This is a genomic window from Streptomyces sp. 351MFTsu5.1, assembly GCF_000383655.1.
GTDB lineage: Bacteria > Actinomycetota > Actinomycetes > Streptomycetales > Streptomycetaceae > Streptomyces > Streptomyces griseorubiginosus.
In genome coordinates, this window is the sequence record NZ_KB911784.1 from 211,432 (window position 1) to 224,429 (window position 12,998).

Here is a 12,998-nt window from a genome sequence, read left to right on the forward strand (position 1 = left end):
AGAGACAAGGGGCCCGGAGCAGACAGAAGGGGCCCGTCGCCTCCTCGGCGACGGGCCCCTTCCGGTGGGTGCGGCTACTCGGCCTTGATGGCGGAGAGCATGTTCATGCGGGCCGCACGGCGGGCCGGCCACAGCGCGGCGAGGATGCCGACCGTCGCCGCGAGCAGCAGGAACACCGCCATCCGGGCCCACGGCAGGACGAGTTCGTACGTCGCCATCTTCGCGCCGAGCAGCTCACCGGCCGCCCAGCCGAAGAACACGCCCAGGCCGATGCCGAGCACCCCGCCGAACAGGGAGATGACCAGGGACTCCAGACGGACCATCCGCTTGATGCCCTTGCGGTCCAGGCCGATCGCGCGGAGCATGCCGATCTCCTGGGAGCGCTCGAACACCGACATGGCCAGGGTGTTGATGACCCCGAGGACCGCGACGAGCACCGCCATGGCCAGCAGGCCGTAGAGCATGTTCAGCATCAGCGTGAACATCTGCGCGATGGAGTCGGAGAGGTCCTTCTTGTCCTGGACCTTGATGGCCGGGTTGGAGCCGAGGGCCTTCTCCAGGCGGTCCTTGGTGGCGTCGGAGGTGCCGTCGGCCGTCTTGAGCATGACCTGCATGTCCGAGGCGTCGGTCAGGTGCGGGGAGAGCGTGGCGGTGTCCAGCATGATGCCGCTGATCAGCTCGTTGCCCTCGTAGACCCCGGCGACCGTCAGCCGCTGCGCCTTGCCGTCCTCGTAGTGCACGGTGAAGGACGAACCCGCCTTCCAGCCGAAGGACTTGGCCCGGTCCTTGTCCACGACGACCTGGCTGCCGCCGACCTTGAACGAGCCGTCGTCCACCTTGAGGTCGGTCAGCTTCCCGATCGCCGAGCCGTTCACGCCGGTCAGGAACTCGGTCTCGCCGTCGATGCGGGAGGCCGCGTTGCGCAGCGGGCTGACCTCGGTGACGCCGTCGACCTTCGCCAGCTTCTTCTCGACGTCCGGGGAGAGCTCGTTGCCGTTCGCCATGGAGACGACGTAGTCCGCCTTGACGGCCGCCGTCGCCATCTTGTCGATCGACTTCTGGAGGCTGCCCGCCATCACCGTCATCCCGGTGATCAGGGTGAGGCCGATCATCAGCGCGGACGCGGTGGCGGCCGTACGGCGCGGGTTGCGCACCGAGTTCTGCCGGGCCAGCTTCCCGGAGATGCCGAACACGCGCATCAGCGGGGCCGCGGCCGCGATCAGGGGGCGGGAGAGAAGGGGCGTGAGGATGAAGACACCGATGATCAGCAGGACCGCGCCGAGCCCCATGGGGGCCTGGCCGTCCGAGCCGTCCATCGTGGTGGCCGCCAGGATCACGGCCACGCCCGCCCCGCTGAACAGCGCGCCCAGCGTGTTGCGCAGCACCAGCGACTTGGTGGTCGCCTTGGCGTGCAGGCTGCTCATCGCCGCGACCGGCGGGATCTTCGCCGCCCTGCGGCCCGGCAGCCACGCGGCGAGCATGGTGACCAGGACGCCGACCGCGAGGGCCGCGCCGACCGTGCCCGGCGTGATGATCAGCGGCCCGTCCGGGACGGTCGCGCCGAGCGTGCCCATCAGGGACCTGAGCCCGGCGCCGATGCCGATACCGGCCACCAGGCCCGTCACCGCGGCCACCAGACCGACCACGAACGCCTCGATCAGCACCGACCGCGTGACCTGCCGGCGGGACGCGCCGACGGCCCGCAGCAGCGCCAGCTCCTTGGTGCGCTGGGCGACCAGCATGGTGAAGGTGTTGGCGATGATGAAGGTGCCGACGAAGAGCGCGATGCCCGCGAAGACCAGCAGGCCCTGCTTGAGACCGGACATCGAGGAGGAGATCAACTCGGCCTGGTTGTCGGCGAGTTCCCTGCCGGTCGTGGTCTCCACCCGATCGCCGGTCAGCGCCTTGTCCAGCGCCGCCTTCAGCGCGGTCTGGGAGGTGCCTGGGGCCGCCTTCACATCGATCTCGTCGTACGTCCCCGGCTTGCCGAACAGCTTCTGGGCGGTGGCCGTGTCGTACAGCGCGAGGCTGCCGCCGGCCGCGACATTGCCGTCGTCGGTGGTGAAGATCCCGGTGATGACCGGCTCGAGGACGGGGCCGTCGACCGAGAGGCGTACGGTGTCGCCGACCTGGTAGCCGGCCCGCTTTGCGGTCTCCGAGTCGATGGCGACCTGGTTCGCGCCGTGCGGGGCCCTGCCCTCGGCCAGCGGGTACCGGGGGTCCTTGGTCCCGTAGTAGTTGCCGCCCTGCGACTGGAAACCGCCGCCGATGAGCTTGCCGTCCTTGTCGGCGATGGCGGTGAAGCCGCTGACGACACCGATGGCGTTCGCCGCCCCGGGGACCTCGGCGCTCCTGTCGAGCTCGGCCTGGGTCAGCGCGTGGCGCTTGCCGAGCGTGTTGCCCTTGTCCTCGTCCCACTTGGCGGTGACGGCGACGTCGGTCTGGTCGAAGCCCTTGGCCGAACTCTTCTGGTAGGCCTCGGAGATGGTGTTGGTGAAGACGAGGGTGCCGGAGACGAACGCCACGCCGAGCATCACGGCGAGCACGGTCATCAGCAGTCTGGCCTTGTGCGCGAGGACGTTGCGCAGGGCGGTGCGGAACATCAGCTGGTGCGGCCCTTCGCGTCGAACTGCTTCATGAAGTCAAGGACGTTGTCGGCGGTGGGCTTGTACATCTCGTCGACGATCCGGCCGTCCGCGAGGAACACCACGCGGTCCGCGTAGGCCGCGGCCACCGGGTCGTGGGTCACCATCACGACCGTCTGCCCGAGCTCCCGTACGGAGTTGCGCAGGAAGCCCAGGACCTCGGCGCCGGAGCGGGAGTCGAGGTTTCCGGTGGGCTCGTCGCCGAAGATGATGTCGGGCTTGGAGGCCAGGGCGCGGGCCACGGCGACGCGCTGCTGCTGGCCGCCGGAGAGCTGGGCGGGACGGTGGCCGAGACGGTCCCGCAGTCCGACCATCCGGATGACCGAGTCCAGCCACTCCTTGTCCGGCTTGCGGCCCGCGATGTCCATCGGGAGGGTGATGTTCTCCAGCGCGGTCAGCGTCGGCAGCAGGTTGAACGCCTGGAAGATGAAGCCGATCTTGTCGCGCCGCAGCTTGGTGAGCTGCTTGTCCTTCAGGGAGCCCAGCTCGGTCTCGCCGATGCGGACCGAACCGGAGGAGAAGGTGTCCAGCCCGGCCACGCAGTGCATCAGGGTGGACTTTCCGGAACCGGAGGGGCCCATGATCGCGGTGAACTCGGCCTGCCGGAACTCGACGGTGACCCGGTCCAGGGCGACCACCTGGGTCTCGCCCTGTCCGTAGATCTTCGACAGCTCCGTGGCGCGTGCGGCCACGGAGGTGGTCCGGCGGGCTACGGGGGTGGTGGTCACGGGATGGAACTCCTCGCGGGACGACATCGTTGAAGGACGTCTTCCATCGTGCTGGCCGGAGCGGGCCGTGTAGTCAGTCGCAGTTCTGGTTCCGGGGGCAGACTTCGGACGGACCGCGCGGCTCGGTGTCATACCTGGGGATGACGCGGACCCCTGATTCGGGGCGTGCGCGAAGAACAGGTGGAGCGTCCTCGTTCGGGCGGTGAAATTCCGTCATTCCGCATGCGCGGCCGGGCGCCCCGCGTAAGGCTATTGGCAAGTGCGGATGGCCTGTTCCATGGTCTGATGCACCCTCAGACGTCAATAAAATAAGACAACATCGGTCCGCCCGTCCGCTGTTCGAGGGAGGCGTCCCGATAGGCTCGGAGACTCAAACGCGGAGCCCATGACCTGCCCGGATGGTGGAAAGCAGACACGGCGAGCTTAAACCTCGCTGCCCCTTCGCGGGCGTGCCGGTTCAAGTCCGGCTCCGGGCACTTTCCCGCCCACGCGGTGATTGCTCCCGCGTGGGCCGGCCCCGTTTCGTCAACCCTCGTAGACGGTCAGTACGGCGCCGTCGATCTCGATCCGGCGGCCCGCGCGCATGCCGTCGCGGCGCAGGGTTCTCAGGCAGGTCCGGAACAGGGGCAGCTCGTCCGCGTCCAGGACGGCGGCGGCCAGTTCCATGAGTTCGGAGACCGACTCGTCGGTCAGTGCGTACGGCAGTTCTCCGGAGAGCAGGACGACCGATTCACCGGCGGGCCCACGGACCACGGCCGTGGCCGGTCCGCCATGCACAAGCAACACATTCCCCCCTGGGAGCCCGGGGTCGTGCGGCTCTCGCTCCTCGGGCAGGACGAGAGACTAGCGGGGCGAGTGCGGCTCTTTCGGGCACAGTCGAATTCTTTTTCCGACTGCACGGAAGAGTGAACATCCCCGATCGCGGACCGCCCCGACCGGCTCCCGGACGGTCACATCCTGGGCCGGGGCGAGGAGTCCGGACCACCTGCACGCCGGGCACCGACCGCAGGAGCCCCAAGCGGCCCCTGGCGCGGACGCGCGGTGCCGCTGACTGCTTCATGCGAACGTGACCTGCGCTTTCGGCGACAACCAGGGGTACGGCCCACCCGAAGGCGGCGTCGGCTGACCGCACTCGACCACCGGGGCGTCCTCGTGGGGCGGCCCCCGGCGGGCGGACGCACGGTGTCAGCGGGACCGTGACCTGAGCCTCTGGCAGCGCCCGGGCCCGGTCGGGCCGCCTGTCCGGCCGAAGGTGGCCGACGCTGCTCCGCATGCCGGTGTCCGCCGCCGGCGCGGCCGGGGTGCGCTGTGCCGCCTGCTGCCCTTCGCGGTCGCGACGCGCGACTCCGGTGGCCCTCAGGCGGTTACGGCCTGCCGGGCCGCGAGAGCCCGTACGATCCCGCTGCCCGCGCGACGACCCCCAGCCCCCTCTCGCCGTCCAACCCCCGGCAGGGAACCGTCACTTCTTGGGGGTGCGGTCCAAGAGGGACTCCACCAGGGCGGCCACGTGCCGGCGGTCGTCGGCGGAGAGTTTCTGGACGCTGGCGATCAGGAGGTCCACCTCGGGGTCGGCCGGCCGGCCGGCGGTGCCCTCGGTGCCGTAGACGTGGATGCCGCAGGCCTCCGCCGCGGCGCGGCGGACGGTGTCCAACGGGAGTTCCAGCCCCTTGGACAGTCCCTCCAGGGTGGCCGACTGGGGCATGCGGACGACCCGGTCGGTGGTCGCCAGATGGTGGACGGTGGAGCGCGGAATGCCACCGCGGCGCGCCACCTCGCCGTAGGACCAGCCCTTGAGGTCCAGGCGCTCACGGATCAACTGCTGGAGTGCGTTGGCCACGGGTGGGTCACTTCCTGCTCGCCGCTCGGCGGAACCGTCCATGTCGGAGCCGATTCTACGGGCGGCCCCGCCCGCCGCCGAAAGAGTGATTCCCCGAACGGGTTGCGCACCGGCCCCGAGAGGCCCTAGTGTCCAATCTCGTTGGACAGCACGTCCGACCAAGTTGGACAGAGTGCGGGGGGAACTCGACTCGGTCCGACCGGAAATGCCCATCCCTGAGGGGGAACTGATCATGATGGACGCCCACGAGCTCGAGGCCGAGTCCGCGGAACTGCTGCCGGGTCGCGAGGCCCTCGGGAAGCTGAAGTTCAGCTTCAACCGCACCACCAACGTGACGAAGCACATCGCCAACGTCCAGGCGAGCAACTCCTCGCTCGCCCTCAACGACCACTCCATCGGGTCGGTGTCGAGCTCCGGCGCCTCGCAGGCCATCAGCGTCACGCAGTAGCACCCACGCTCCACCTCCACACCCAGTCATCCATCACCACCACGGAAGGACATCCATCATGAGCATGGACATGCACGAGCTCGACACCGAGTCCGCGGAGCTGCTGCCGGGCCGTGAGGCCCTGGGCAAGCTGAAGTTCAGCTTCAACCGGACCACCAACGTGACCAAGCACATCGCCACGGTCCACGCCGACAACCAGTCCGCGGCCGTCAACGACCACTCCGCCTGGTCGGCCGCCGAGTCGCAGGCCTCGCAGTCCATCTCCGTCAAGCAGTGACCCTGCGCTGACGACGGCCGCCGGGGCGGACCGCGCACGGGTGCGGTCCGCCCCGGCGGCCATGAGGGGGGCAGGACATGGGGGGAGACCACATATGACAGTGTTCGGAGACGGGACGCCGACGCTGTACGACACCGGGCCGGTGCCCGGGCCCGGCGGCTGGCCGGTGACCTACGAGCAGGTCGCGACCGGCAGCCTGCCGGTCGTGGAGCCGCAGTCGGTGCCCCGGCTGAGCGCGGGACTGCGACTGCACGGCGAGTACCAGGGATCGGGCTTCACCGAGCCCAAGTACATCGCCCGTCGGGGGGACGGGCAGGTCGTGCAGCTGTCGCGGCTGCTGTATCTCGTGGCGTCGTCCGTGGACGGCGTGCGCGACACCGAGTCGATCGCCCACCGGGTGAGCGCCCGGTTCGGCCGCGAGGTCAGCGGCGACAACATCCGCTACCTGGTGGAGAAGAAGCTCGAACCGCTCGGGGTGACGGTCCCCGAGGGCCAGGAGAGCGACGAGGTCGACGCCCCGCGCTCCGACCTGCTGCTCGCCCTCAAGGGCCACCGGGTCATCTTCGACGAGCGGCGCACGGCGAAGATCGCCCGGAGCTTCGCGTGGCTGCACCGGCCGTTCGTGGTCGCCGTCATGCTGGCTGCGGCCGTGGCCATGGACGTCTGGCTGTTCGCCTTCTACGGGGCGATCGAGCCGGTCCTGGAGGTCCTCGACCAGCCGGTGCTGATCCTCGCCGTCTTCCTGCTGACCGTGGCCTCGCTCGTCTTCCACGAGTTCGGCCACGCCTCCGCGTGCAGATACGGCGGTGCCCGGCCCGGCTGCATCGGCTGCGGGATCTTCCTCATCTGGCCGTCCATGTACACCGACGTCACCGACGTCTACCGGATCGGCCGGGGCGGGCGGATCAGGACCGACCTGGGCGGCGTCTACTTCAACGTGGTCTTCATGCTCGGCATGGCCGGGCTGTACTTCGCCACCGGTGAGCCGTTCTTCCTGGCCGCCGTCTATCTCGGGCACTTCGAGATCCTCGAACAGCTGATGCCGGCCGTGCGTCTCGACGGCTACTACATCCTGGGCGACCTCGCGGGGGTGCCCGACCTCTACGGCAAGATCAAGCCGATCCTCCTCGGCCTGGTGCCGGGGCGGAAGGGGCGGGCGGCGCGCAAGGAGGTCGCCGGGCTGAAGAAGTCGGCGCGGACCGTCGTGGCGGCCTGGGTGCTGACGATGGTGCCGCTGATCATCGGCGAGCTGGCGTACGCCCTGTGGAACCTGCCGCGGATCATCGCCACGATGGTCCGGTCCATGGTCGAGCAGTTCTCCGGCACCGGGTCGGCCCTCGCGGACGGGAAGATCGTCGAGGGCCTCGTCGGGGTCCTGGGCTGTCTGATGCTGCTGATCCCGATGGGCGGGGTCGTCTATCTCACCGTGAAGATCGGCGGGCGGATCTTCCGCGCCGCCAAGAAGTCCACGGACGGCCGGCCCGCGCTGCGGATGGCGCTGTGCGCGGTGATCCTCGCCGGGCTGACGGGCCTGAGCTACGCGTGGACCTCGGGGCTCACCCCCCAGCCGCTGCCGAAGAAGCCGCCGATCGCGCCGATCCTCCAGCCCGGTGTGTCGACGGAGGAACCGGAGCCCCGGCAGGCCACGGCTCCCGACGGCGACGGGTCCACCGCGGACGACGGTCCGTCGGACGGCCCGTCAGGTACCGGCCCCGGCGCGGTTCCGCCGTCGGCGGCGGGCGCCTCCCCGGGCTCCGCCGTCCCGTCCGCGGGCACCTCGGCGGCCGCGTCCGCGTCCGCCTCGCCGGCCCCGTCGGCGACGGCACAGGGCGTGGCGACCGGGGGCACCGCCCGCGGTACGGCGAGCTCGGCACCGGACGGGTCCACGGGCCCGGAACCGTCGTCACCGGGCACGGGGCCCGGCCCGTCCACCCCGGTCTCCTCCCCGGTCCCGTCGGAGAGCGCCCAGTCCACCCCGACCGACAGCCCGCCCCCACCACCGGCCAGCGGTTCACCGGCTTCGTCGTGAGGAGCGGGCGCACCGAGCCCGTGCACTGCTGAGGGGGCTTCGTGCGGGGGAGTGCCGTCGGGGACGGTCTCCCCGGCCGCGGGCATGCCGGACCGCGGGTGTTCCGGACCGCGGGTGTTCCGGCGGCCAGGGGCTCCCGGCCGGTCTCGCGTCAGGACGCGCGGAGCCTGCACGGCCGGGCTGTTGCCCGAGCCGCGGCAGGTGTGCGCACGCCATCGCCCCCGCCGCCCCCGGGCCGTGCCCCATCCGCCGCCACCCCCCACATCCGTACCGATCCACCCAACCGAGGAGACCCCTTGAGCAGTCATCGAAAACCCCGTGCCGCCACCCCGTTCACCCGCCGTGCCGTGCGGGTGGGGCTGTTCGCCGCCGGTGTCGCCGGTGTGGCGACCGCCGTGCCGGCTCAGGCCGCCGGCAACGGCCCCGCGAAGGTCGCCGTCGCGTCGGACCACGTGTTCAGCCGGGCCAACCAGCTCGACCACACGGAGTCCAAGGACTCGTTCACCATCCGCCAGTACGGCAAGGTGAGCGCCGCCAACGTCCGCAACCAGGCCAACGCCGTCTCCTCGGGCTGCTCCGCCGACGACGCCTGCCGTTCTGTTGCGTTGTCCTTCCAGATCGTCACCTTCGCCGGTGAGCAGACCCGGCTGAACGCCGTGAACCTCAGCGACGCGGCCAACAAGAGCTGCACCGGCTGCCAGACCCTGGCCGGCGCCTACCAGTTCGTGGTCTCCACGCCCACCCCGCTCACCCTGGACTCCGCCCACCGACGCCAACTCGCCGACATCCATCGCAGGCTGGACGCGCTCACCCGTTCCAAGGTCCCCGCGACCGACCTGCGCACCCAGGCCGACGGCCTCGCCGCGGAGGTCAACGCCGTCCTCAAGGACGCCGTCGACAAGGCACCGAAGGGCGACGCCCAGCAGGACGTCACCATGCGGCGCCACCTGGACGGCTGGCCACCCCGCTGACCCGCCCCCTGACGTCCGGCCCGCGGCGAGGCCGTGCGCCGGACGTCAGGCCGAGCACCCGTCGCGAGGACCATTGACAGGGAGGGACCCGCGGCGCAGACTCGCCCCACAGAAGTGAAAGAAACTTCACCAGGCGAACGCAGCCGTAAGGTCTCCCGAAGGGAACGTCCGATGCGCACCACCGTCGGCATCATCGGAGCCGGCCCCGCCGGCCTCCTCCTGGCCCGGCTCCTCCACCGCGCCGGCATCGACTCGGTCGTCCTGGAGAGCCGCGACCGCGCCTACGTCGAGCACCGCCAGCGCGCCGGAATCCTGGAGCAGGGCACCGTCGACGTCCTGCGCGCGGCCGGTGCCGGGGAGCGCATGGACCGGGAGGGACTGCGCCACGACGGCATAGAGCTGCGCTACGACAGGAAGCGCCACCGCGTCGACTTCCCCGCCCTCACCGGCGGCCGGTCCGTGACCGTCTACGCCCAGACCGAGGTCTGCAAGGACCTCATCGCCCTCCAGCTGAAGGAGGGCGGCCCGCTGCTGTTCGAGGCGGAGGCGCTGGCCGTCGAGGGCGCCGACACCGGCGCCCCGAGCATCCGCTTCCGCCACGAGGGCCGGGAGGACGTCCTCGAGTGCGAGTACGTCGTCGGCTGCGACGGCTTCTGGGGAGTGGCCCGCAAGGCGATCCCCGCCGAACTGACCCGCGTCTTCGAGCGGACGTACCCCTACGCCTGGCTCGGCATCCTCGCCGACGTCCCGCCCTCCCACGACGAACTGGTCTACGCCCGCCACGACCGCGGCTTCGCCCTCCTGTCCATGCGCTCCCCCTCCGTCTCCCGCCTCTACCTCCAGGTCCCCGAGGGCACCGACGCCGACAGCTGGGGCGACGAGGAGATCTGGGACGAGCTGGAGCGCCGCTTCGAGACCGACGACGACTGGACGCTCGACCGGGGACCGATCACCCAGAAGTCCGTCACGCCCATGCGGTCGTACGTCCACGAACCCATGCGCCACGGCCGCCTCTTCCTCGCCGGCGACGCGGCCCACATCGTCCCGCCCACCGGCGCCAAGGGCCTCAACCTCGCCGTGGGGGACGTCGTGACCTTCGCGAGGGCGCTGTCGTACCAGAGGGAGACCGGTTCGGCGGAACGCCTCGACCGCTACTCCGAGACCTGTCTGCGCCGGATCTGGCAGGCCGAACGGTTCTCGTACGACATGACGAGCCTGCTGCACCGGTCGCCCGGCGCCACTCCCTTCGAGGACCGGATGCAGCTCGCCCGGCTGGAGCGGATCGCCGGGGCGAGGGCCGCCGAGACCGACCTCGCCGAGGCGTACACCGGCTTCCCCTTCGAGTGAGGGAATCACGCCCCCCGGCCACGTGTTGCGCAGGACAACGAGGGAAGATCCTCCTCAAGCACTAGGGTCATTCCTTTGCCTACCCATTACTCTTGAGGGCAAGGTCCACACACGGTGGCCATGGAGGAGTGAAATGAGGAGCAGCAACCCGGTCTTCTCGCGACGGGGGTTCAGCCGCGACAACGGCTACGCGGGCTTCAACACCGCGCCGCAGGCCGGGGGCGCAGCAGTGGGCACGCAGGGCAGCCCCTACGCGCAGCCGCAGGCCAACCCGTACGCGACCAACCCCTACGCCCAGCAGGACCTTCAGCAGGGCGCCCCGCCGCAGACCCCGGTGACCACCGGCCGCATGACGATGGACGACGTCGTCCTGCGCACCGGCACCACCCTCGGCGTCCTGATCGTCACGGCCGCGCTCTCCTGGGCGCTGCTGCCGGTCGACGACGCCAACATCGGCCGCTCGTACGGCATCGGCATCGGCGCCGCGCTGATCGGCATGGTCCTGGCGCTCGTCCAGTCGTTCAAGCGCAAGGCCACGCCCGCGCTGATCGTGTCGTACGCCGCGTTCGAGGGCGTGTTCCTCGGCGTCATCTCCAGCATCGTCGACAACCGCATCGCCAGCGGCGCGGCCATGCAGGCCGTGATCGGCACCCTGGCGGTCTTCGCCGCGGTACTGGTGGCGTACAAGGCCGGCTGGATCCGCGTGAACCGCCGGTTCTACGGCTTCGTCATGGCGGCCACACTCGGCTTCCTGCTGCTGATGGTCGTCAACATGCTGTTCGCCGTCTTCGGCGGCGGTGACGGCCTCGGCTTCCGCAGCGGCGGCCTCGGCATCCTGTTCGGCGTCATCGGCGTCCTGCTCGGCGCGTGCTTCCTCGCCCTCGACTTCAAGCAGGTCGAGGACGGCATCGCCTACGGTGCGCCGAAGGAGGAGGCCTGGCTGGCGGCGTTCGGTCTGACGCTGACGCTGGTCTGGATCTACATGGAGTTCCTGCGCCTCGTCGCGATCCTCAACAGCAGCGACTAGTCGCCGACGGCAGTACGCGAAGGGCCCCCGGTTCCGACCGGGGGCCCTTCGGCGTGTGCGCGACTCAGAAGTACCTGCGCGCGGCCCTCCTCAGGTCGTACTCGTGGATGATGGCCTTCGCGTGGCCATAGGCGAGGTTGTGTTCGTGGCGGAGCCAGCTGACCTTTTCCTCGAAGCGGAAGAGGGCCGGGCCTTCGTCGACGGTGCGGAGCCAGTCGGAGACTTCACGACCGGTGCAATGGGGGATGCGGGCGAGCATGTTGCGGTGGGTCTCCTCGGAGAAGACTTGGGACATCGGCGCCTCCGTGCGCAGGGGATGTAAGCCGGTCCTTCAGGTCACCGTGCCTGAGCGTTCGCGTGTTGGCAACAGTCCCGGTGGGACGCGTACGGTTGCCGGGTGGCTGATACCTCGCGTCTGACCCAGGCAGTGGACCATTTCGCCGACCGGCTCAGGGCCGCGCCGCAGTCCCGACTCCAGCGCGGCGCCGCCGCCGAGGCTCTGGGGCTGGCCCGCGAGTTGGCCCATCGGGCGCAGGTCATCGAGGAGCCGGAGGCGAGGCCGCGGGTGATGCCGGACGCCGGGATGTTCGCCGCGGCCGACCAGATCACCGTGGCGGCACATGACTTGGCCCTCGTGCTTTCGGACGAGGGCCAGGTGTCTGAGGCTGTGCTGTTGGTGGAGGAGGCGCAGAAGCGGGCGGGGGTCTGAGGATGCGTGGCGACCGCGGGCCCGGTGGGGGCTGGTCGCGCCCACGCGGCGGAGCCGCATATCGACACAGCCCCGCGCCCCTGGGTGGGTGCCAGGCCCCCGGCGCCTCAAAGCGAGGCTATGACCCGGTCCGCCAGGATGTAGACGTTCTCCTCGCCGCACGCGAACGTCAGCGTGTACGCGCCCGAGATGCCCGAGCCGCCGAGCAGCACCGGGGTCTCGCCGGCGCGCAGGGCCGCGGCGAGGCGTTCGGCCGTCTCGCGGTGGCCCGGGGTCATGCACAGCGTGGTGCCGTCGGCGAAGACGTAGACGTCGAGGGTGCCGAGCGGGCCCGGGCGGACGTCCGCGAGTTCGGTGCCGGAGGCCGCGAGGTCCTCCAGGGTCGCCACCGTGCGTTCATGGTCGTTCACGACGGGTGAACCGACCGGGACGAAGTCCGGGTGGCTCGGGTGCCGGCGGCGGGCCGCGGCCAGTTCGGGGGAGTCTCCCCCAGAGGGGGCACCCCCAGCGAACTCGTCCAGGTCGGCCGACGGCTCCGAGACCGGCTCCAGGCCCACGAAGTCCGCCTGCCGGGGCAGGAACAGCTCGCTGTCGGGCAGACCGAGCAGCGGCGGCGCGTCGGACACGTCCCGGGCCTCCTGTGCGGCCCAGAAGGCGCGGGCCTCGGCGAGTTCGCGCTCACGCTCCTCGGCGAGGGCCTCGGCCACCGCGGCGCGTATCTCGTCGACGTCGGTGGCGGGGCGGGCGGCCGGCACGAAACCCCGCAGGGGTGCGCTGTTGTTCCTGGCGAGCTCGGTGTGCAGGGCGGCGACCTGTCGGCGCAGCACCATGAGGGTGCGCAGGACGGCGACGCCCACGGCGCCGGTGGCGGCCGTGGTGACCAGCAAGGCGATCGGCATGGCGCTCACTGACGTACTCCCGGTTCAAAGTCGACCCCCGACTTCCTACATCAGCTTGAAGGGCTAACTATCCAGCTGTCA

General features: G+C 70.6%; 13 protein-coding genes and 1 tRNA gene. 8 read left to right on the forward strand and 6 right to left on the reverse strand.

Translation table 11 applies throughout. The features are described 5' to 3' along the window. Nucleotides 1–74: 74 nt before the first annotated feature. A complete protein-coding gene (locus H295_RS0123805; RefSeq protein ID WP_020137865.1) occupies nucleotides 75–2,603 on the reverse strand; it encodes an ABC transporter permease in 2,529 nt (842 codons plus the stop codon). Beyond that, complete coding sequence (locus H295_RS0123810; protein ID WP_028809675.1) at nucleotides 2,603–3,373, reverse strand: ABC transporter ATP-binding protein; 771 nt, start codon at nucleotides 3,371–3,373, stop codon at nucleotides 2,603–2,605. The genes H295_RS0123805 and H295_RS0123810 overlap by 1 nt, the downstream gene beginning before the upstream one ends. Nucleotides 3,374–3,765: 392 nt before the next feature. On the opposite strand from H295_RS0123810, the gene H295_RS47250 reads away from it, so the two are divergent. Further along, a tRNA-Leu gene (locus tag H295_RS47250) sits at nucleotides 3,766–3,849 on the forward strand. A gap of 49 nt (nucleotides 3,850–3,898) precedes the next feature. Here H295_RS47250 and H295_RS0123815 read toward each other — a convergent pair. Together H295_RS0123815 and H295_RS43510 are read right to left on the reverse strand one after the other, a co-directional pair. After that, nucleotides 3,899–4,159, reverse strand: coding sequence for a hypothetical protein (locus H295_RS0123815; RefSeq protein WP_234021664.1), 261 nt, complete (start codon nucleotides 4,157–4,159; stop codon nucleotides 3,899–3,901). A 673-nt stretch (nucleotides 4,160–4,832) separates the two neighbouring features. Further along, a complete protein-coding gene (locus H295_RS43510; protein ID WP_020137868.1) occupies nucleotides 4,833–5,210 on the reverse strand; it encodes a helix-turn-helix domain-containing protein in 378 nt (125 codons plus the stop codon). A 205-nt stretch (nucleotides 5,211–5,415) separates the two neighbouring features. Here H295_RS43510 and H295_RS0123830 point away from each other — a divergent pair, with 205 nt between their 5' ends. From H295_RS0123830 to H295_RS0123855, 6 genes are all read left to right on the forward strand, one after another. Beyond that, complete coding sequence (locus H295_RS0123830) at nucleotides 5,416–5,658, forward strand: hypothetical protein (RefSeq protein ID WP_020137869.1); 243 nt, start codon at nucleotides 5,416–5,418, stop codon at nucleotides 5,656–5,658. 58 nt (nucleotides 5,659–5,716) lie between these two features. Further along, nucleotides 5,717–5,935 (forward strand): hypothetical protein, encoded by a 219-nt coding sequence (locus H295_RS0123835; RefSeq protein WP_020137870.1) that lies wholly within the window; start codon nucleotides 5,717–5,719, stop codon nucleotides 5,933–5,935. Between the two features lie 94 nt (nucleotides 5,936–6,029). Next, a complete protein-coding gene (locus H295_RS0123840) occupies nucleotides 6,030–7,964 on the forward strand; it encodes a membrane protein (RefSeq protein ID WP_020137871.1) in 1,935 nt (644 codons plus the stop codon). A gap of 296 nt (nucleotides 7,965–8,260) precedes the next feature. Continuing rightward, on the forward strand, nucleotides 8,261–8,935 hold the full coding sequence (locus tag H295_RS0123845; RefSeq protein ID WP_020137872.1) for a hypothetical protein: 675 nt from the start codon (nucleotides 8,261–8,263) through the stop codon (nucleotides 8,933–8,935). A 171-nt stretch (nucleotides 8,936–9,106) separates the two neighbouring features. Beyond that, nucleotides 9,107–10,282 carry a 4-hydroxybenzoate 3-monooxygenase gene (locus H295_RS0123850; protein ID WP_020137873.1) on the forward strand — a complete coding sequence of 392 codons (1,176 nt, stop codon included), beginning with the start codon at nucleotides 9,107–9,109 and terminating at the stop codon, nucleotides 10,280–10,282. A gap of 133 nt (nucleotides 10,283–10,415) precedes the next feature. Then, complete coding sequence (locus H295_RS0123855) at nucleotides 10,416–11,309, forward strand: Bax inhibitor-1/YccA family membrane protein (RefSeq protein WP_020137874.1); 894 nt, start codon at nucleotides 10,416–10,418, stop codon at nucleotides 11,307–11,309. Between the two features lie 64 nt (nucleotides 11,310–11,373). Here the strand turns inward: H295_RS0123855 and H295_RS0123860 are convergent, their stop codons facing one another. After that, nucleotides 11,374–11,604, reverse strand: coding sequence for a DUF4287 domain-containing protein (locus H295_RS0123860; protein ID WP_020137875.1), 231 nt, complete (start codon nucleotides 11,602–11,604; stop codon nucleotides 11,374–11,376). A 102-nt stretch (nucleotides 11,605–11,706) separates the two neighbouring features. Between H295_RS0123860 and H295_RS0123865 the strand changes: the two genes are divergently transcribed. Next, on the forward strand, nucleotides 11,707–12,018 hold the full coding sequence (locus tag H295_RS0123865; protein WP_028809678.1) for a hypothetical protein: 312 nt from the start codon (nucleotides 11,707–11,709) through the stop codon (nucleotides 12,016–12,018). Between the two features lie 107 nt (nucleotides 12,019–12,125). Here H295_RS0123865 and H295_RS0123870 read toward each other — a convergent pair whose 3' ends face one another. Continuing rightward, complete coding sequence (locus tag H295_RS0123870) at nucleotides 12,126–12,917, reverse strand: hypothetical protein (RefSeq protein ID WP_028809679.1); 792 nt, start codon at nucleotides 12,915–12,917, stop codon at nucleotides 12,126–12,128. Between the last annotated feature and the right edge of the window lie 81 nt (nucleotides 12,918–12,998).

Coding starts and splice junctions, on each gene's coding strand:
- H295_RS0123805 (WP_020137865.1), bottom strand. CDS start 2,603: ATGTTCCGCACCGCCCTGCGCAACGTCCTCGCGCACAAGGCCAGACTG.
- H295_RS0123830 (WP_020137869.1), top strand. CDS start 5,416: ATGCCCATCCCTGAGGGGGAACTGATCATGATGGACGCCCACGAGCTC.
- H295_RS0123835 (WP_020137870.1), top strand. CDS start 5,717: ATGAGCATGGACATGCACGAGCTCGACACCGAGTCCGCGGAGCTGCTG.
- H295_RS0123840 (WP_020137871.1), top strand. CDS start 6,030: ATGACAGTGTTCGGAGACGGGACGCCGACGCTGTACGACACCGGGCCG.
- H295_RS0123850 (WP_020137873.1), top strand. CDS start 9,107: ATGCGCACCACCGTCGGCATCATCGGAGCCGGCCCCGCCGGCCTCCTC.
- H295_RS0123855 (WP_020137874.1), top strand. CDS start 10,416: ATGAGGAGCAGCAACCCGGTCTTCTCGCGACGGGGGTTCAGCCGCGAC.
- H295_RS0123860 (WP_020137875.1), bottom strand. CDS start 11,604: ATGTCCCAAGTCTTCTCCGAGGAGACCCACCGCAACATGCTCGCCCGC.
- H295_RS0123870 (WP_028809679.1), bottom strand. CDS start 12,917: ATGCCGATCGCCTTGCTGGTCACCACGGCCGCCACCGGCGCCGTGGGC.